Genomic DNA, 19,834 nt, shown 5'->3' with positions numbered 1-19,834 from the left:
CTGAGGGATTAGCGTCCCAGATGAGACGGAAATTAACCCCACATTACTGTAATTAAAGGAGCTTTAAAGTATGGATTTTGGTGTAGTGACCATTTTTAAGAACGCACTATTCACGCAATTTCTATGGACAAGATACTTTATTAACAAAATGAAAAGAGGTCTCTTTTTAAAGAAACCTCCTTTTTTAATCCCATTCATTAAAATCAATCACACGATGACAAAGTCTTTGCATTAGCTTGGATTCATGTGTGACAACAAGTATGCCCATTTCTCTTTTTTTAGCGATTTCAATGATCGCATGCCAGATTTGGGCCTGTGTGTTTGCATCAAGCATTGTCGTCATTTCATCTGCAATTAAAAAACGAGTATTCGGTCCTAATGCTCTAGCTACACAAAAGCGTTGTAATTCGCCCCCAGATAACTCGTGAGGCCAACGTGTAAGCCACTCTTGTTCAATCCCTAATAATGCTAATAATTCATGATCTGGTTGATATCCTTCATTTAGAATCTTATGCATCTTCCATCTTGGGTTAATCGCTTTTTCAGGATGCTGGAGGACCATTTGAACAGGATGATAGCCGCTTTTCGGTAATGGAGCACCATTAAAATGCACGGTACCTTCAACCGGTGACTCAAAGCCCGCTAAAATACGGCAAAAAGTCGTTTTCCCCCGTCCACTTGGTCCTGTAATGCCGACGATCTCCCCAGGCTCTATCGTTACATTGACCCCTTGGAATAACCACGGACCGTCCCCATAGCGAAATCCAATGTCTTTTGCTTCAAGTTGCATGAATACACCTCACCATTCCATTCCTTAATTCTCGCATTTCAGGTGGTGCTTGCTGGCATTCTGGCGTAGCCATCTCACAACGCGGTGCAAACAAACATCCCGGTGGCAATGAGCTTGGATGAGGTTGCGAACCCGGAATTGGGATAAATTCATTTTGAGGTAACGCTCTCCATAATGCTTTCGTATAAGGATGCCGTATAGCCTCTCCTTTTCCTACAAAGTCTTTTACAGAAGCTATCTCTACCGTCGTTCCAGCATAAAACACAGCAATTTTATCTGCAATTTGAAGAGCCGACTCAATATCATGTGTGATTAACATAACCGCACATCCGTTATCAGCGAATTCCCTAAAGTTACTTAATGCTTCTTTTATAACAATCGGATCGAGTCCTGGCGTAGGCTCATCCGCAATGATTACTTTTGCGCCACTAACCATAGCAGTTGATAAAAGCGTCCTTCTCGCCATACCTCCAGAAAGTTGAAATGGATACATACTTTCCACTTCTTTGCCAAGATGATACCGTTCAAAGACCTTACGTTGCGCCGATACAGCATCTCCACTATTGGCAGCCGTACGAACTTGGCTCCCCACACGCATCAGTGGATCTAAAAAGTTGACGGATTGCGGTACAAGCGCCAGTTCCTTACCTCTTAATGTAGCTAGACGAGCAGCAGTAAGTTCCTCACCCTTATACTTTATGGTGCCACTTATACTTGCATTGCTAGGAAGAATTCCAAGAATGGCATGCGCAAGCAAACTTTTCCCCGATCCACTTGCACCAACAACAGCTAGAATTTCTCCAGCTTCGAGCGTTACACTTAAACTTGATATAACTTTATGATTGATCTCTTTAAGTCCATCTGTATATTGTTTAAAAGACACAGATAGATTTTCTACCTCAAGAATAGACATTCGTTCACTCCTCCTAATAGTATTCGTGACTAATCATGACTTCTAGTAGGATCCATGAGCACTCGTAAATTTTCCCCAATCTGATCAAACATTCTCACGACAATCAACAAACAAAGCCCTGGGAAGAAAGCAAGCCACCACATACCTGAAGATAAATACTTCATCGATTCCGATAAAATAATGCCGATTGCCGGCTCATGTGGTGATAAACCTAAGCCTAAAAATGTCACTGCCGCTTCATGTAAAATAACATGAGGGAAAAGTAACATAAAACCGATGAGAAGTTGCGGAACGATGTGTGGAAGAATATGATGTACCGCAATCCACCATCTGGATTTCCCCATCTTCTGCGAAACGTGTACAAATTCCGCTGAACGAATTTGCATAACCTCTGCCCGAATAACTCGCGCAAGACTTGGCCAATGCGTTAGCGTAAGTCCAATGACGATCCCTTTAAACCCTCCTCCAAGCGTAAAAGCAATAAGAATGAGGGTCACAAGATGTGGCACACTCAGGAAAAGATCAATGATCCACGAAATAATTCGGTCAGCCATTTTGCCCATTGTTGCTGCAGCCATACCAAAGAATAGAGCAATTAAAGTACTTCCAATTGCGCCAATCAGTCCAACTCCTATACTTAAAGAAAGCCCCATTACTGTTCTTGCAAACATATCTCGCCCTAACCAATCCGTACCAAAGAGATGCTCTAAGGATGGAGCGGAATTTCGTTCACTTAGATTTGTGACAATTCTCTCCTCATCCAGAAGAACGCCGCCTACTATAACAGTGACTAAGAACATAATTGAAATAATAATCTTAAACAATGTCCATTGCTTTCGGTTCAGAGAAAATTTCTTATTCGTAATTTTTAGGTTTGGAATCATATCTTCCTCACCTCTCTTGTCCGCGGATCTAACACACGATAACTCAAATCAGCCAATAAATTACCGACAAAAACAAAAATCGTACTAAATATTACTAGTCCTAATAAAAGGGGTACGTCCCCTCTAAGCCCCGCTTCTACAGTTGCTTGTCCTAAACCTGGATAAGAAAATACTTGCTCTGCTAGCACTGCTCCACCAAACAACTCACTAAAAGCAGCAAATTGTAATGTGATCGCAGGTAACGCAACATTACGTAATCCATGTCGCCAAAATAATACAAAACCTTTTTCGCCTCTTGCTCTAGCAAATAACACATAATCACTAGCCATGACATCGATCAGCTTTTGGCGCGTGTGAAGTGCTACATTAGCAACACCTAATATACTGAGTGTCAGTACCGGTAAAATAAGATGTTGAATTCGATCCATCAGGGTGACATCTTCTGCAAGTACCCCAGCAGGAACACCCATTCCAATAGGGAACCATCCTAGCCATACGGCAAATACCATTAGAACAAGGAGACCCATCCAGAAAGTAGGCGTTGAAGCTAATGTAAAGCAGTACCACTTGATCATACGATCAATCCAAGTCCCCTTTTTCATCGCCGCTACAACACCCATCACAAAGCCAACTACACCTGATAATAGCCATGCTGATAACATAAGCGCTAAGGAATTGAAAAACCGCTCGCCAATTACTTCAATTACTGGTCGTCGATAAATCATCGATGTGCCTAAATCGCCTGCGAGTACAGCAGAACCCCAGTTCAAAAATTGCACCATAACTGGTTGATCCAATCCCCAGTACTCCGCTATCTTCTCCCGTTGTTCAGGACCTACCTTCAACATATCTGCGCCAATATAGGCTTGAATTGGATCAATCGGAGAGTTTTTTACTAATAGAAAAGAAATAAAACAAATGGCCACCAATAATGTGGCCATTCGTACACCTTTCATCAATATAAATAATCCAAGCTTTCCACTATTAAATTTACGCACTGTTAGTTAGCCCATTTCCATTCCACAATATTATCAGTAGCTGGCCAACCATGCCCATGAACATGGATTCTTTGATCTCCGATATCAAGTCCATCCTTCACTAAGTACAAGTGATCAATATTCACTAACCATGCCCATGGAGCATCGCCTTTTGCACTTAAACCAGTTGTGCCATCCCATTGTGCTTTTTTCCAAAACTCAATAGCTTCTTGTTCACTAGTAGCACTAAGTGCTTTTGCAAAATATTCATCTACGGTTTTATTTTGATAATAACCCGTATTGTAATACTCTACACCAGCCGATTCACTACTATAGATATTGTACATTTCATGTGGATCATGACTTCCCCATCCCATTAGGACTGGATTAGAATACATTTTTTTAGCAATCATATCCCAGCTTCCACCTTCTAACTTGATGTTAATGCCTAGTGGTTTCATCATATCAACAACAGAAATGGCTAGAGATTGTCTAATTGCGTCATTTGCTAAGTAATACAGCGTAAACTCCGCCTTTAAAGAACCTTTGTCTAGAATGCCATCCCCATCTGTATCTTTCCAGCCCGCTTCTCGCAATAGTTTCTTTGCACCTTCCAAATCAGCATCCTTAATGACCGTATCAGGGTTCCACCAAGGTAAGCCATCCACCGACGTATAAGCTGGTGTGCCTCGTCCTTCCAACACTCCGTCCACTAACGCTTGTCTATCTACCCCAATATTGATAGCATGACGAATTGCTGGATCAGCTGTTACATCATTCCCAATAGGTAAACCATCTTCCGTTACGCCACCAGATTTTACAAACGGGAAGACAATTCCGCGATTATCTACTGTTTGTACCGATTCTAATTTCATACCAGGTACTTTCTGATTACTAAATGCGGCTGGTATATACGCAAGATCAACCGTCCCCGCTTGTGCAGCTGCAAATGCAGCATCCTCATTTAAAAATAAGAACGTTATCTTTTTAAAATCTGACTGTTTATCGTAGTATTCTGGATTAGCTTTTACAATCATTTGCTGTCCCTTGTCCCATTGAACAAGCTCGAAGGGTCCTGAACCTATAGGCTTCTCTGCATAGTCAGCGCCATATGCATGTTTTGGAACAATACCTGTTGCCACTAAAGAATTAACAAATGTAGATTGTGGTTCTTTTAGTGTAAATTTCACCGTGTAGTTATCCACCGCTTCTACCTTTTCCATACCATTAAGGTCTACAACTGACCCATTGTTTGTAGCTGTTTCAAATGTAAATACAACATCGCTTGCCGTTAATGGTTCACCATCAGAAAATTTTACATCTTCACGTAGTTTCACCGTCCAAACCTTTCCATCTTCACTTACTTCATAGTTTGTCGCAAGGTCATTGACAATATTGAGCTTGTCATCTCTTTTTAGAAGCGTACTTTGAAATAAAGGTGACCCATATCGCCCCCAACCAGTTGTTGGGTCAAACCCAGCTTCTGGCTCAGAGTCAAAAGCCAACACAAGCTCGTCCTTATTTCTTTCATTACCTTTGTTATTCTCATCTTTTGACTGATTATCTTTAGAAGAACTACATCCAGTTAACAGAAGAGAAGCAATTAGCGTAACAAACACTATCTTTTTAAATATCTTCATCATTTCACCTCATAATTAAAAATTCCTCCCCAAAAAACACCTTACTTAAATCACATAGTAAGGAATAAATTGACAGGTATACATATTGAACAATAAACAATCATAAAACTTTATTCAATGACTAAACTAAAAAAATAAAAATGTCCTTAACATCTATCTTATTAAGCATTGTTAGAGGAGGTATTACTAATTTTTCCTACATCGAAGGTAAACAATTTCACGGAATGAAAAGTGCGGAAGTGGTTGAATGGTGCAAAACTACTCGTTGGTTTTAGACAAGAAGGATACCTTATTAATTATGTATCGATTCACGTCTATCCTATTCTAATGGTTCAACTAGTGGTAGGCAACTTTAATAACCACTAAAGGGAATTTTTTTACGGATTTATCAAAGGAGGAAAAAACTTAATACCACTGAGGTTTATCAACTTAATTTACAAAATAATTTCACTTTTATCATAATAAACTAATGCATTTTCCTATTTTTAATATAGTTTTATCACTATATTCGTATTTTTTATAGACTTAGTCATTCTTATGACCTATAATAATCCATACTCTTCATTAAATACGAACATTAAGGTGGATTTTATGTCTAAATATACGCAAATTTTCCGAGGGACTGCTTTTTCAAGTAAGTCATCTAAAGAAGTACAAATCTTAAAAGATTATCTATTCTGCATTAATGCTGACGGTATGATTGAAAAAACCGTTGCACCTGAACATACTGACTATGAAGCTTTACTAAATACATATCAAGGAAAAGAGAATTTTCATCAATTAGCTGATGGACAATATTTTTTACCTGGTTTTGTCGATTTACATGTCCATGCACCGCAATGGGCTCAATCTGGAACCGCATTAGATATTCCACTGAATGATTGGTTGAACACGTATACTTTCCCGATTGAATCTAAATTCTCAGATTTAGATTTTGCTAAAGAAGTCTATGAAGACTTAGTCAGCACACTACTTGCGAATGGTACAACTACATCACTCTATTTTGCAACGGTTCATAAAGAAGCTAGCTTATTGCTCGCTGAAATCTGTGCAAAGAAAGGTCAACGTGGTCTAGTTGGGAAAGTTGTAATGGATGATCCTGAACAAACGCCAGAATTTTATCGTGATGCAGATACGCAAACAGCATTGGCCGATACAGAAGAATTTATCTTAGCGGTGAAAGAATTGGCGAAATCAACTAAACAAGGTGTTTATCCAGTTGTCACACCTCGCTTTATACCAAGTTGTACAGATGGCGCTTTGAAGGGGTTAGGAGCGTTAGCTGCTAAGTACGATACGCACATCCAGTCTCACTGTAGTGAAAGTGATTGGGCTCATGGTCACGTACAAGAACGATTCAATAAAAATGACGCCTTTGCTTTACATGATTTCGGTTTATTAGGCGATAAAGCTGTCATGGCACATTGTAATTTCTTAAATGATGAAGATGCAGAATTATTTGCTGAAACAGGCACTGCGATTGGTCATTGTCCAATCTCAAATGCTTATTTCGCCAACAGTGTCCTTCCAGTTGCACACTTACATGCAAAAGGTGTTGATATTGGTTTAGGCACAGATGTTTCTGGTGGTTTTTCACCAAGCCTATTCGACAATGCTCGCCAAGCAGTCATGTCATCTAGAATGTTAGAAGACGGTGTAGATCCTGTTCTCCCTGCTGAAAAACGTGGCAAACCAAATTCACGCATTACAATTAATGAAGCCTTCTATTTAGCTACTGCTGGCGGCGGGGAAAGTTTAAGCCTTCCAATCGGTCGGTTACTAGAAAACTATACATGGGATGTGCAAATTATCGATACAAAAATCGCATCTGCAAAACTACCGATTTTTGATGTGAACGAAGATTTAAACGATATCTTCCAAAAAATTATGTATCTTGTGCGACCTGAAAATATTCGTGAAGTGTGGGTGCAAGGCAACAAGGTTCATAACAGAGCTGAATAAACAAAATATCATTACCCTATAAGCAACAATCATCGAACATTTATGTAAATAACTTAAAATTTTGAGGTGTGCATCTTAGTGGAAACGCAAAATAACAAGCTAGCTAACGATAAAAACAATGCAACGAAATTAACCGTGTTACCCGATGAAAAAGTTTCGTTCGGTCAGTCAGCCCTACTAGGTTTACAACATGTAATGGCAATGGACGTCTATGTAGTACCTTTCCTTATTGCGATGTTAATCGGTTTACAGTCTGGTCAATCAACAGCTTTAATACAATCAACCTTTATCGCAGCAGGGATTGCAACAATCGTTCAAACTTATTTCTGTATGAAACTACCGATTGCACAAGGTCCATCCTATGTACCACTCGGTGCCATTGCCGGTATTTATGTCGCGAGTGGTGGTGGCGAGCTTGGTTGGAGTTCAGTGCTAGGTGCAAGTCTAATTGGAGCTATTTTAGTCATCATTTTAGGATTTACCGGTCTCTTCAATAAGATTGTGAAAGTTTTCATTCCACCAATCGTTGGGGGTACAATTATCTTTGTCGTTGGTCTTTCATTAATGCCCGTTGGCTTAAGTAGTAATATCTATAATGGTGCAGGCGCTACAATCAGCCAAAACATTTATTTAGCTCTTATTGCAGCCAGCGTATTAATCACTTGCGTTATGCTAGGTTCTTTCTTTCATCAGAAAGGTCGCATATTCCGTATCACTTCTGTCATTATTGCGTTAATCGCAGGTAGTATTGCTGCTAAATTTATGGGGGTATTAGATTTATCGGCTGTTTCCCAAGCAAAATGGTTTAGTATGCCACAAATCCCTTTTGCAGACTTTGGCTTCACTTTTAATCTTTCTGCAATTATTACAATGGTTATTATTTATATTGTATTAATGGCTGAAACAACAGGTACATGGTTTGCTGTCAGTAATGTAATCGACAAACCATTAACAGATAAACAAATTAATCGTGGGGTTATTGGTGAAGGGATTGGTTGTTTCATCGCTTCATTACTAGGCTCAACACCAGTAACAGGTTACTCAACAAATGCCGGTGTTATTTCAATCACAGGCATTGCAAGCCGCCGTGTCTTTGTTGCCGCTGGAATTTGGTTTGTATTGTTCGGATTTTCTGGTAAATTAGCCGCTTTAATCTCTGCCATTCCATCAGCCGTAATTGGCGGTGTGTTCGTTATCGTTTGTGGTATTATCGCTATTAGTGGTTTACAAGTTATGAAAAACGAACAAATCGGTGAAAAAGAAATGTATGTCCTTGCTGTTCCAATGATTTTAACATTAGCTTTAACACTACTGCCTGAAGATTTCCTATATTCTTTACCAACAACAGTACAATACTTATTTGGCTCACCAGTAGCAACAGCTGCAATCGTAGCTATAGTGTTGAATAAAATATTACCGAGTGCTAGGTAGTTCTTAATAAAAGTAGAGAAAAAACATTTATGCAATAAATTCTTTGTGGACGTTTATGAAAGTCTGTTCCAGGGGGCGAGCCTTTCACTCCAATCAACTAGAATTTTCTTATCAAAATAGTAAAAGAATGTAGACCAATCTAGTTTTAAATGAAGTTAAGAGAATTACTGTGCAGGTAGGCAACTTGCAGTGAACTGATGATTTTACTTGTATCATTTATATTCATCATTCTAAGTTAAGGATAGAATTTGATGAGAATACATATTAATTTTAGATTGCTGGTTGATTGGAGTGGAGGCTAGGCGACTCCTGGGGGATTAGCGTCCCAGATGAGACCCTGGAGCGAGCGTTTAGGGGAATAAAGGCTAAAGGCATCACATCCTGTGATAACGCCTTTGTGACCAACATCGTGTTGGCCTAAGCGGCTCATCGGACGCCCCCCGGAAAGCGCCTAGCCGGAACGGAAATCAACCCCACGTTACTATAAGTTAAATGAAAAAAACTAGTTAGAACTTCTAACTAGTTTTTTCTTTATGATTCCTTCGTTGTCTTTTCAAAGTCACATAAATCTATCCATTTTTGAATCGACTTAATGACTTCTTGAAAAGCGATGCCATTAGGTGTTAACTCATATTCCACTTTTTTTATAGAAGAATCAATAAATTTCTTATTGATTAAGCCTGCATTTACAAGCTCATTTAAACGTTCTGTTAATAAACGGTCAGAGATTCCAGGGATCGTGGCGTGAATTTCATGATATCTTTTTGGCCCTGGTAATAAGGTATAAATAATCATACCCATCCATCGTTTCCCTATAAATTCAATCGCTTGATGATAGCTGCTGCATATATGTGTACAATTCGGTTGAGTCATATAATAACCTCCCGCCTGTGAATTCATTTTCCTCTATTGTAACACATAATGTTTTTTATTTGACGCAAAAACTTACTAATGGTAAGATTCTATTTATCAACTTATCATTAGTAAGTTTATAGGAGGAAATACAATGACAACAACAACTAAAGATCTATATACAATTATGCATGAAAGAAAATCAGTGCGTAAATACGATCCTACTTTTAAAATGACACAAGCAGAAATTGAAGAAATCCTTACTGAAGCAACAAGTGCACCATCTTCAAGTAACCTACAACCATGGAGATTCATTGTTGTTCAAGACGACGCTACAAAAAAAGAACTTCGTGCAATTGCTAATAATCAAGAACAAATTGAAACAGCGTCAGCAGTTATCGCCGTTTTAGGTGATGCTGAAATGTACAAAAACGTAGAAAAAATCTACACTCAAAATGTAACAGAAGGACATATGGGTGAAGAACAGAAGAATATCACGATTAGCAATACACATCGCATGTACCCTGCTGCTCCATTAGCAGTTAGACAAAACATCGCTTCTTTTGATGCAGGTCTAATTTCAATGCAACTTATGCTTATCGCAAAAGAAAAAGGCTTTGATACAGTAACAATGGGTGGCTTTGACAAAGTGAAATTTGCAGAGCGATTTGAATTACCTGAAAATCAATTCCCAATCGTACTTATCGCTATTGGTAAAGCCGCTGCACCAGCATTTGGCTCATCACGTCTACCATTAGAAGATATTGCTCGTTTTATCTAAAATCATTAGCAAATACAAAACCAGCAGAATCCAGGATTCTGCTGGTTTTTTGTTTAATTAATTCGATTTGACATTCCTTACTTATAAGTGCAACTCGATAAGTGCCACTTGTGGGATGTTTCCTAAACGGAATGGTAGTTTCGTATTGCCAATCCCCGTATTCACATATAAATTGGGATTTGTGTTCCCTGAGAGGGTATACCATCCCTTCACGTATTCTTCAGCTAATGAAGTCGTAGCGAGAGGTCCGATAAATGGTAGGTACACTTGTCCACCATGACTATGCCCAGCCAAAACTAAAGCATGATCCGTTGACTCAAGTTGTTTTGCTACGTCTGGCTCATGCAATAAGACAAGCGTATTTTGATTGCGAGATAGCACATTATTTACATCAGCTATATCAGGTGATCCTAAAAGTGCGTCATCTAATCCGTATATGAGTAGTTCTTCTCCGTTCGGCAAAGTAATGGTCGTTTCTTCATTTTTTAAAAGTGTGAAATCAGCATCCGTAAGTAAACGTTCATAGTTTCGTACCATACCGCCTCCTACATCCCGATTACCATACACTGAAAACTTCCCATAAGGAGCTTCCATCTCTTTCAAGAGTGCTATAATCTCTTGAATTTCAGCTTCCGTTGCCCCCATATCAAATAAATCACCAGTAAAGACAATCATATCGGGCTTTTGTTTGTTAATTTTCTTAACAACCTTCTCGAATTGACCCATACTATAAAATTCCCCTATTTGTGTATCAGTAAAATGGGCAATTTTAATGGATGTCCCTTTTTCCTCGCTCGGCGATGTGTATGAAAATTCATGTGACTTCACCGTTAATAGCTTCGATTCGATAAATGTTGCATAGACAAAAACGAGCACTCCCACTGTAACCAATAGAAGTAAAAATTTCAAAAACTTTCGCATTCTTTTTTCCCCTCAACTACTGAAATTCTATATTAATATAATCATTGGATGTTACAACTGTGTCACAATTCGATGACTGATACAAATAATTTGACCACTAAGAATTACTTAGCTTCTTCATATTGTGAAGATTGTAGGGCAATTAATCAATACCCACGTAAACCCTTTTCTCAACGCACTTCGTCATAAATTATTACCGTTAAATCCAAATAATAAAAGGAGTACTCCGAATATAATTATCCGAAATACTCCCCCTATGTTTTAATCACCTATACGTTTGATACTTTGTTGATAGTAGCGGCTTCCATGATTTTTTTCTCAATTGCTTTTTGCTCAGTCGCATTCTGTACCTTTTCAGATAAGTCTTCTGAAATGTGAATTGTATAAGCGCCACTTAAAATTACATTCTTTAAATCATTAACAGTATTACATTCCCTTTCAAGTTCGTTAAAGATACAGCCATACTGTAATTGATGGTGTGTATCACTACCACCTACAACTGGCTTGTTCAAGCTTTTTGCAAATTGAAAGACCAGTTGTGAATTTGCATCAATCCCCATCGAATAAAGATCCTTGCCATTTAAATCAAAGGCATCTAGCTTACTTAGCAAGACTGGGTCTAGATTATATAAAGGAGTACTCTTACGATAAGGATGTGCCCCCATAATTAAAATCTCAAATGGTGCAACAAGCTCAAATAGCTGGGCAAATTTAATGAAATTCCCTTTTGAAGCAAAAGGGTCTAATAACGTACGAATTTCCCGTATAGTAGTTCGATCCGCTACGATTAAAATATGCCCCACCTCTTGGATATCTACCTCCATCCCAGGGAAGACTTTTACACCATCTACTAAGTAATAGCCTTGTTCATATGGATAAACTTCATCTAACGTGTTGTAGACATCAAAAAAGTTACGCGTATTGAAATGTTCTGTTAAAGCGAAGCCATCAAGACCGTTCTCCTTTGCAGCCTTCACCATACTTTTAAAATAATCTAATGAAAACTCTACTTTTTTTGAAAGCTTACCGTGTGTGTGGAAATCGAAATTCATATCAATGCACGTCCTTTTTTAGTAGTAAATACTTAATGTAAAACTTATTCCAATATAAAATATTGAAAAAGCAATAAATGAATAATCATTCCGTCCAAAGTTAAAATAGGCTGTTTTTAGCTTTTTCACTTCAGAATTATTTGTTGAATGACTAAATCCTTTCGTTTCAAGTGCTTCAACAGTCGTTCTTGAGCGTTTAGCACCGTTTAAAATAAGTGGATAAAATGATAAAACTAATATTTTCATATAGTAAACAACCATACGCCAGTAAAATAACCCTGGTTTACTTGGTGCTTTTCCACGTAAACGATATGACAAGATAACTTTATGAAACTCTTCCATTAACGTTGGTAGAATGCGATAACAATAAGATACGCTGAATGAAACTTGCGCTGGTACCCCCATACGCAATAAGGCATCGCTAAATTTTTCCGGGTCTAGGCTTGTAAATACCGCAACACTCGCTAATGAAATGACAGCAAGCTTAATTGTGAGCCAAAACATTGGTGCAATGGATGCCAAATCACCACCAAAAAACAAGGAAATGATAAATAATATAGTAATTTCACTGAGTAACCCCAAACATAATACAAATAAAATGAGTGGGCTAACACGTGCTAAATAAGTCATTCCTACCATGAACAGCAAAAAACTAACTAAAATAATTTCACTATGAATGAACCACGGAACAATAGCGAAAAACAAATACCAAATAATTAGTGCCCTCGGATCCAATCTACCTAAGTATGTGTCGCCACTACCATAAGCTGTTTTTAAAAGTTCACCTTTGACATATTCCAGTGACAGCTTTTCAGATACGCTCTTATACATATTCATGTAAGGCGCCCTCACTTTCTAAACTTTCAAACAGCTGACAGAAATCTTCCACCGTATAGATTGGTTCAGTTATTCCAAGTTTCATACCAAGCTCTACTATTTGTGGTATGACAAGTCCCGCTGTTTCAAGTAAGCTTTGATTGCTAAAAATATCATGACGATTCCCATCACCAATGATTTCACCATTATGCATAACAATAATGCGCGTCGCCCATTCCGAGACAAGTTGCATATCATGCGATGCAATTACCACCGTTTTCACATGATCCTTTAAGGTTTCTAGCATATGGACAACATGCTTTTTTGTCGCAATATCTAAATTAGCTGTCGGCTCATCTAATAAAATAACACTCGGTTGCATTGCCGCTCCGATAGCCAACGATACACGCCTTTTTTGTCCACCACTTAAAAGACGTGCATCTCGTTCCTGCAATTCTGTCAGTCCAAAATCATGTAAAATATGTTCCACAATTTCCTCACAGTCTTTTACTTTTCTCGCTTTTAAGAAAAGCTCTATTTCCTTCTTGACCGAGTCTTCAATAAACATCTCTTCTGGATTTTGGTATACATATGAAACGTGTTTCCCTAGTTTCTCAGGAGTAGCTTTCGTGGCTTGGATATTTAGGACTGTTACCTCACCTTGACTGGGTTTTACAATGCCCGCCATTAATTTGATCAGTGAGGATTTACCAGCACCATTATTGCCAACGATAGCAATTCGTTCCCCTTCGTAGAATGTCGTGTGTACATTGTTCAATACTTGCTTTAGTTGCTTTCTTAAATCTCGGAATTGTAACGAAACATGCTCAAAACTAATGATAGGTTTAGTCGCTTGCCCTCCATTTAACTCGCAACTCATGTGCTGTGAAAAATTATTTATTTTTGCATAGGTACTGAAGTGCTCAACGCCCTCTTTCATTGTAATTGGCAGTTCTACAGAAGTAGCTCCACCAACTTGCATCAGACTCGCTGCTTGTGTAATTTGTGGTGGATAAATACTGCGACTCACTAATTCATCTACCCTCGATAAAGCTAGCTTCACAGGCTCTTTCCACAAAATACTTCCTTGATCCATCAACACAACTGAATGACAATATTCTGCGATAAACTCGGCATGATGCTCGATAACAATAATCGTCATACCTAACTCTTCATTTAACTTTTTCAATACCTCATACACTTCTTTTGCATGCTGCGGATCTAGCTGTGCAACTGGTTCATCAACAATAAGGATTTTCGGTTTCATCGCAAGTACGCCAGCTATAGCTAGTAAGTGTTTTTGTCCACCACTCAGTTGCCAAATAAATCCATCAGCGATAGAAGCAAGACCTGTTACTTCTAAAGCCCACATACCCCGTTCTTTATAATCCGCCAAACCATAATTTAACGGCACAAAAGAAGCATCATCAATGACTGTCGGTCGCATAATCTGATTTTCGAAGTCTTGATAAACATACCCGATGTCTCTTGATAGCTCAGCAACTGAAAATTTAGAAGTTTGACGATCTTCAAGTTGCACTTCTCCTTCAAAATCACCTACATAAAACTTAGGAATAAGTCCGTTAAATGTTTTACATAGTGTAGATTTACCAGAACCATTCCCACCTATAATGGCTACAAATTCTCCCTCATGAATCGTCAAACTTACATTCTTTAACACTTTATCTTCTGCACCAGGGTACGTGAAGGTGACGTCTTTTACCTGAATTATCGGCTTAACCAAGATTTCCGAACTCCTTTGAATTGTTTTTAGATTTAGAACGCATCACCCCAAGTACGATAAGCGTAACGATCGCCGCAGATGCAATCGGTACCCAAATAAACCATTCACCAAAAGTCTCTAAAAATTCAGGTTCCCATTCACCAAATGCCCAATCTGTTTCTGATAAGAATTCAGACAAAATAGCAACAGCCGCAAGAACAACTGAAGTAACGACTAGTTTTGGTGTAACAATCTGACCTAAAGAATATTGCACTTTATTGTTTCTCGGCTTCATCCCTAATAGCGGTTCGATTTTGCCATATAAGCGCGGTACTAAATACAAGGTTGGCAATAAGGCAAATAAAATACCCGAGAATAAAAGATCGTTTAGCAGGGCTACCCCTTCAACGATGACAATACTTTCTGCTAAACCTGAGACAGCTTCGAACTCTTCAACACCAACCCATACTTTCCCGATATCAACGATAGTTCCTAATAAATGATGGACAAGGAGACCAGCAAATACTGCAAATGTAACTTGTCTACGATTTAGTGGATTACGCACTAAAATCCCTGCAATAAACATCCCTAACGAAAAAGTAATAAATTTTTCTACTTCTCCAATACCACCAAACTGTCCAAGCATTAACTCACCAAATATAATTTCTCCAAGTGATGCGCCAATCGCAGCATAAAAAGGATGGAACAAAATACATAATGTTAATGGAATAAATGCAAAATACTCTACAGATAACTCAATGACCCCTAATTGCACTGAAGGAATTAACTCCGTGAACATGTTCGATAACCCATACAGCGACATTGATAAAATGAATACCATCATTTTTTGTGACTGCGTCAATTGATACGTACTTTGAATTGACATAATTTCCTACCCCCTTTGTTTGATAGGTCAAGTATATGGGTGTACTGTAAATGCCGTGTGTATAATTCGAAAAGGTTATGTAAATATTTTTTCAACCAAAAAATAATGAAAAATATTTTTCATTTATGATTTAAAATATGATATAACTAGAGTGCAGATAGGAGGCAGAACATGAATCAAAAACTTTTTGAAGATCAACCTTTAACACCTAACGAAAAAACGATTGCCGATTACATATCAAAAAACGGTGTGACAATATTAACTTACACAGAAGATGAAATTGCAAAGGAGCTACAGATAAGTAATGCCACAGTCTCTAGATTTTGGCGTAAAATTGGATTTAAGAACTTTAAAGATTTTAAGAATAACTATAAGGAAAAGATGGATGTTTCACCTGCCAATAAGCTCGAACACATAATGGAACAAGTAGATTCAACAACCATTCATGCACAAATGATGGCTACTAGTATTAAACATCTGGAGTTAACACTGGCTCAGTATAATACAGAGAGTTTTCAGAAGACTGTAAAAGCTATGATAGAGGCAAGAACGATTTATATTTATTGTCCTGGTCCATCTGAAGGTTTAGGGAGCTTGTTAAATTTTCGTTTATCGCGCTTCGGATTAAGGATTAAAATTTTGCCAAAAAGCGGGCATGAGATATATGAATCTTTATTGCATTTTTCAGCTGATGATGTGTTATTCATGTTTGGTTTTGTAAAGCTACACCCTGAATCACGTGTATTGCTGGAGCATGCAAGGAAGCTTAGCATGACCTCCATTGTTATGACCGACTGCTTAGTATCTGATTTCAATGCATATGCAGATTGCTTATTATTCGCAAGTAGAGGTGAGCTTTGGGAGTTTCATTCGATGATTGCTCCAACATTTCTCGTAGAAAATATTATTATTGCCATTGGAAAAGAAACGTCTGAACAGTCGATGGAAAAACTCGAAATGTTGGACACTATACGAAAAGAATATAAAGATTTACTACCACGATGATTACTTTTTTCCATGAAATAAGTAAAGGGTTGTCACAGAAAGTCAGATTCCACTGATTTTCCGGACAACCCTAGAATATAAATTTCATGCTTATTTTTGTGCTGAGATTATTAAAAACATAGGTCTTCGAAGTTCATCTTTCATCTCAGGGATACTCTCTAACATTTCTTCAGATGGTTCCGGTTCCTTAACTGCTTTTATCGTAAATCCAGCATCTATTAAGTCATTTAAATATGTTGAAAACGTGCGATGATATTTGATGACGTTTTCTGTTAAGAATGTAGTTTCTCGTATACCCTCTGATTGATAATTATCTACTGCCCAGTGCAGACGATCCCCTTTCTCGTCATAATACCAATCTTGTTCATCACGTGATGTAAAGATGGGATGCTCAACTGAAAAAACAAAAGAACCACCAGGCTTTAGATATTTGTAGACTTTCTTGCAAATTACTTCAAACGACTTAACATAATGAAAAGCCAATGAACTGATTACCACATCAAATTGTTCGTCTGAAAAATTAATGTCTTCAATTGGCATCCTTATATAAGAAATCAGAGGATCATCTGTCTTTTCACGGGCTTTTTGAAGCATCTTTTCCGATATATCGACACCTATTACAGCACGTGCCTGTTGCTCACGAGCATATCGGCAATGCCAACCAAAACCGCAACCCAAATCAAGTATACTTTTATCTCGTAGCTCTGGTAGTAGTGCCTTTAATACGTGCCATTCCCCCGCACTTTCGAGTCCGTTGATGGATCGGGGCATTTTTTCATAGGCAGAAAAGAAATTCTCATCATCATACTTATTTTGTTTCATCATGCATTACTCCTCTTTATGGCAAGTTCACTTCTTACATTTATAAACACTAAGGTAGTGTGTACTTTATTTTCTTGGTAAATTCACTTCAAATGTTGTACCGACATGTAATATACTGTTCACACTTATTGTACCTTTATGTTTTTCTACGATTGTTTTTACTATAGATAGACCTAAACCTGAACCACCTAACTGTCGCGTTCGAGACTTATCTACACGATAAAACGGTTCAAATATCATCGACAATGCTTTTTTAGGTATGCCCATTCCCGTATCCGAAATCGTAATTGTTAAAACATCATCATGGACGCTCGTACCAACCGTAACTGTTCCATGAGTATCATTAAACTTCACTGCATTTTCGATTAAGTTAAAGAACACTCTATATAGTAACGTTGGATTGCCTCTTATTTTTTCATTACAAATGTCCACATGAATATTTGTGTTCTTCTCCATACAAAGCGGTTTTAATTCATCTATGATTGCTTCAAATACATCTTTCAACTCTATGTCGTGGAAAAGTTCCTCCGCCTCCTCAGAAGCTAAAGCTAGTAGATCGTCCACGACTTGTATTAACCGTTGGGTACTCAGTTCTGTAATATCTACATTTTCCTTATAATCCTCAATTGTTGGTGATGGATCTAGTTTCAACACTTGTATTCCTGATTTTATGATTGTCAGTGGTGTTTTCAGTTCATGTGCCGCATTTGCAGCGAAACTCTTTCGATACATAAATGATTTTTCTAGGCGATCAAGCATTTTATTGAAAGAAATAGCCAAATCCCCAATTTCATCTTCTGTATTTATGTTTTCAATACGCTGGGAAAGACTATGCTCACCTATACTTTTAACGCTCTTACTTAGGTCACTTACTGGCTTTAAAGCTTTACCCACGAGTATATATGTTGCACCGATACCAACGACAATAATAGCAATCATCCACATAATACTTTGAACGTTAAATTGCTTTTGCGCTTCTTTAACCTCTACGCTAACAGCTAACCCTTTAATCGAATCCTTATCAATAATTTCTGTATTAAAAGGCTGGATTTGCTCTACAGACTCTCGATTGAGCATCTTTCCAGTTATATTCGGTTGTACAAACTTATTATCAACATTATGAATCGATATGAGTGTAAGTAAAATTGTGATAGCCACCAAAATACAGCCAGTCAACAATGTTAACCTAAATCTCAAGGTTAGCTTATTCATTTGATTCTTCCTCTAACTTATCTGAAATCATATACCCGTGCCCACGAATCGTCCTAATCACTTCTACGTCCGACAATTCTTTAATCTTTTTCCTTAAGGAATATAGATGGAATTTTAATGAATTTGAAAACAAATCCACTTCACTATCCCATGTATGTTCAATTATTTCCTCTGAGCTTATTACTTCACCTCTATGCAGCATTAAATACTCTAAAATAGAAAATTCTTTTTTGGTTAAGGTAATCGGTAAATCTTTCACAAGCACCACTTTTTTTGCGCTATCTAGTTTGATATGCGCACAGGATAGTACACTATTTTCTTGCGTGAAAGAACGCCTCAGTAAATTACGTATTCGAGCATCTAATTCTTGAAAATCGAAAGGCTTTACTAAGTAATCATTTGCCCCAGTATCAAGTCCTGTAATCTTATCTTGAATACTCGAACGTGCCGAAAGGATTAGTATTTTTATGTCGACATTTTCACGCCGAATTCGTTTTAAAACTTCCATCCCATCGATTTTGGGCAAATTTAAATCCAGTATTACTAAGTCATATTCATTAATCTCCATAAATTCAAGTGCTTCTTCGCCATCAAAAACTGAATCGACTGCATATCCAGATTTCCTCAATCCTTTAGAGATAATATTTGATAGTGTAATTTCATCCTCTATTAATAATAGTTTCATTTAAACTCCCCTTGAAATGCTTATAAATTACTGAAAACCATGCATCGTCTGCATGGTTTTCAGGGTTAAGTTGTAATGCGCTTAATCTTCTTATTCACTTTGTTTTAAATTTTTATTCTCTTTCGAATACGTACTTTCCGAAAACTACTGATGTTCGTAACTTACTTGACGATTTCCTTCATCATAAGTTCTTTACCTTCAGATTCTGTTTCCAGTTCTCCATCTTCAAAGGTCTTTAATTCAGCACTTAGTTCTTCTACACCCTCAGATTCATCTAAAACTTCTTTGTTAAGTAAAATTTTGCCCTCGGACCCAGTCATCATCGTTCCTTTTTCAAAAGTTTTAACTTCCATAGAAATGTCTTGTGTATTTTTTTCATTATCTTCAGTAGCAGCAAATGCAGAAACCGCTGTAATACTCATCAAAGCTGCCGTAGCCAATCCTAAACCAATTTTAATCTTTTTCATGTTATATACCTCCTA

Annotated in this window: 19 protein-coding genes; 4 read left to right on the top strand and 15 right to left on the bottom strand. The window is 37.8% G+C overall.

The features are described from left to right. Positions 1-184: 184 nt before the first annotated feature. The 5 genes from ACIQ2D_RS11590 to ACIQ2D_RS11570 are packed head-to-tail and all read right to left on the bottom strand — an operon-like array spanning position 185 to position 5,204. The gene (locus tag ACIQ2D_RS11590) at positions 185-790 is read right to left on the bottom strand and encodes an ABC transporter ATP-binding protein (RefSeq protein WP_402864092.1); all 606 of its coding nucleotides are present in this window, start codon (positions 788-790) and stop codon (positions 185-187) included. Next, a complete protein-coding gene (locus ACIQ2D_RS11585; RefSeq protein ID WP_402864089.1) occupies positions 780-1,703 on the bottom strand; it encodes an ABC transporter ATP-binding protein in 924 nt (307 codons plus the stop codon). Before ACIQ2D_RS11585 ends, ACIQ2D_RS11590 begins: the two co-directional genes overlap by 11 nt. Positions 1,704-1,732: 29 nt before the next feature. Further along, entirely contained in the window at positions 1,733-2,587 is an 855-nt protein-coding gene (locus ACIQ2D_RS11580) for an ABC transporter permease (protein WP_402864086.1), read from the bottom strand. Beyond that, on the bottom strand, positions 2,584-3,528 hold the full coding sequence (locus tag ACIQ2D_RS11575) for an ABC transporter permease (protein ID WP_402864461.1): 945 nt from the start codon (positions 3,526-3,528) through the stop codon (positions 2,584-2,586). The genes ACIQ2D_RS11580 and ACIQ2D_RS11575 overlap by 4 nt, the downstream gene beginning before the upstream one ends. Positions 3,529-3,587: 59 nt before the next feature. Next, positions 3,588-5,204, bottom strand: coding sequence for an ABC transporter substrate-binding protein (locus tag ACIQ2D_RS11570; protein ID WP_402864083.1), 1,617 nt, complete (start codon positions 5,202-5,204; stop codon positions 3,588-3,590). Between the two features lie 591 nt (positions 5,205-5,795). Here ACIQ2D_RS11570 and guaD point away from each other — a divergent pair. Both guaD and ACIQ2D_RS11560 read left to right on the top strand, forming a co-directional pair. Then, a complete protein-coding gene (gene guaD / locus ACIQ2D_RS11565; RefSeq protein WP_402864080.1) occupies positions 5,796-7,166 on the top strand; it encodes a guanine deaminase in 1,371 nt (456 codons plus the stop codon). A gap of 78 nt (positions 7,167-7,244) precedes the next feature. After that, complete coding sequence (locus tag ACIQ2D_RS11560) at positions 7,245-8,597, top strand: uracil-xanthine permease family protein (RefSeq protein ID WP_402864077.1); 1,353 nt, start codon at positions 7,245-7,247, stop codon at positions 8,595-8,597. A 531-nt stretch (positions 8,598-9,128) separates the two neighbouring features. On the opposite strand, the gene ACIQ2D_RS11555 is transcribed toward ACIQ2D_RS11560, so the two are convergent. Continuing rightward, positions 9,129-9,470 (bottom strand): winged helix-turn-helix transcriptional regulator, encoded by a 342-nt coding sequence (locus ACIQ2D_RS11555; protein ID WP_402864074.1) that lies wholly within the window; start codon positions 9,468-9,470, stop codon positions 9,129-9,131. A gap of 133 nt (positions 9,471-9,603) precedes the next feature. Here ACIQ2D_RS11555 and ACIQ2D_RS11550 point away from each other — a divergent pair, with 133 nt between their 5' ends. Beyond that, positions 9,604-10,230, top strand: a complete 627-nt coding sequence (locus ACIQ2D_RS11550; RefSeq protein ID WP_402864071.1) for a nitroreductase family protein — start codon at positions 9,604-9,606, stop codon at positions 10,228-10,230. Positions 10,231-10,311: 81 nt separating this feature from the next. Here the strand turns inward: ACIQ2D_RS11550 and ACIQ2D_RS11545 are convergent, their stop codons facing one another. From ACIQ2D_RS11545 to ACIQ2D_RS11525, 5 genes are all read right to left on the bottom strand, one after another. Next, a complete protein-coding gene (locus tag ACIQ2D_RS11545; RefSeq protein ID WP_402864068.1) occupies positions 10,312-11,151 on the bottom strand; it encodes a metallophosphoesterase in 840 nt (279 codons plus the stop codon). Between the two features lie 269 nt (positions 11,152-11,420). Next, positions 11,421-12,203, bottom strand: coding sequence for a PHP domain-containing protein (locus ACIQ2D_RS11540; RefSeq protein WP_402864065.1), 783 nt, complete (start codon positions 12,201-12,203; stop codon positions 11,421-11,423). Between the two features lie 18 nt (positions 12,204-12,221). Further along, a complete protein-coding gene (locus tag ACIQ2D_RS11535; RefSeq protein WP_402864062.1) occupies positions 12,222-13,040 on the bottom strand; it encodes an energy-coupling factor transporter transmembrane component T family protein in 819 nt (272 codons plus the stop codon). Next, the gene (locus ACIQ2D_RS11530; protein WP_402864059.1) at positions 13,027-14,763 is read right to left on the bottom strand and encodes an ABC transporter ATP-binding protein; all 1,737 of its coding nucleotides are present in this window, start codon (positions 14,761-14,763) and stop codon (positions 13,027-13,029) included. The genes ACIQ2D_RS11535 and ACIQ2D_RS11530 overlap by 14 nt, the downstream gene beginning before the upstream one ends. Further along, entirely contained in the window at positions 14,756-15,631 is an 876-nt protein-coding gene (locus ACIQ2D_RS11525; protein WP_402864460.1) for a DUF8171 family membrane protein, read from the bottom strand. The genes ACIQ2D_RS11530 and ACIQ2D_RS11525 overlap by 8 nt, the downstream gene beginning before the upstream one ends. 168 nt (positions 15,632-15,799) lie before the next feature. On the opposite strand from ACIQ2D_RS11525, the gene ACIQ2D_RS11520 reads away from it, so the two are divergent. Continuing rightward, a complete protein-coding gene (locus ACIQ2D_RS11520) occupies positions 15,800-16,633 on the top strand; it encodes a MurR/RpiR family transcriptional regulator (protein WP_402864056.1) in 834 nt (277 codons plus the stop codon). A gap of 90 nt (positions 16,634-16,723) precedes the next feature. Here ACIQ2D_RS11520 and ACIQ2D_RS11515 read toward each other — a convergent pair whose 3' ends face one another. The 4 genes from ACIQ2D_RS11515 to ACIQ2D_RS11500 all read right to left on the bottom strand — a co-directional run bounded on the left by ACIQ2D_RS11515 (position 16,724) and on the right by ACIQ2D_RS11500 (position 19,819). Beyond that, on the bottom strand, positions 16,724-17,455 hold the full coding sequence (locus ACIQ2D_RS11515; RefSeq protein WP_402864053.1) for a class I SAM-dependent methyltransferase: 732 nt from the start codon (positions 17,453-17,455) through the stop codon (positions 16,724-16,726). A 66-nt stretch (positions 17,456-17,521) separates the two neighbouring features. Further along, positions 17,522-18,667: a sensor histidine kinase gene (locus ACIQ2D_RS11510; protein WP_402864050.1), complete on the bottom strand. Its 1,146-nt coding sequence runs from the start codon at positions 18,665-18,667 to the stop codon at positions 17,522-17,524. Further along, positions 18,660-19,352, bottom strand: a complete 693-nt coding sequence (locus tag ACIQ2D_RS11505; protein ID WP_402864047.1) for a response regulator transcription factor — start codon at positions 19,350-19,352, stop codon at positions 18,660-18,662. Before ACIQ2D_RS11505 ends, ACIQ2D_RS11510 begins: the two co-directional genes overlap by 8 nt. Positions 19,353-19,513: 161 nt before the next feature. After that, complete coding sequence (locus ACIQ2D_RS11500; RefSeq protein WP_402864044.1) at positions 19,514-19,819, bottom strand: hypothetical protein; 306 nt, start codon at positions 19,817-19,819, stop codon at positions 19,514-19,516. Positions 19,820-19,834 lie beyond the last annotated feature (15 nt).

The sequence above is a fragment of the Lysinibacillus sp. NPDC097287 genome, assembly GCF_044761695.1.
Classification (GTDB): domain Bacteria; phylum Bacillota; class Bacilli; order Bacillales_A; family Planococcaceae; genus Lysinibacillus.
The sequence above is the reverse complement of the archived record's forward strand: the minus strand, read 5'-3'. Positions and strand labels throughout refer to the sequence as shown.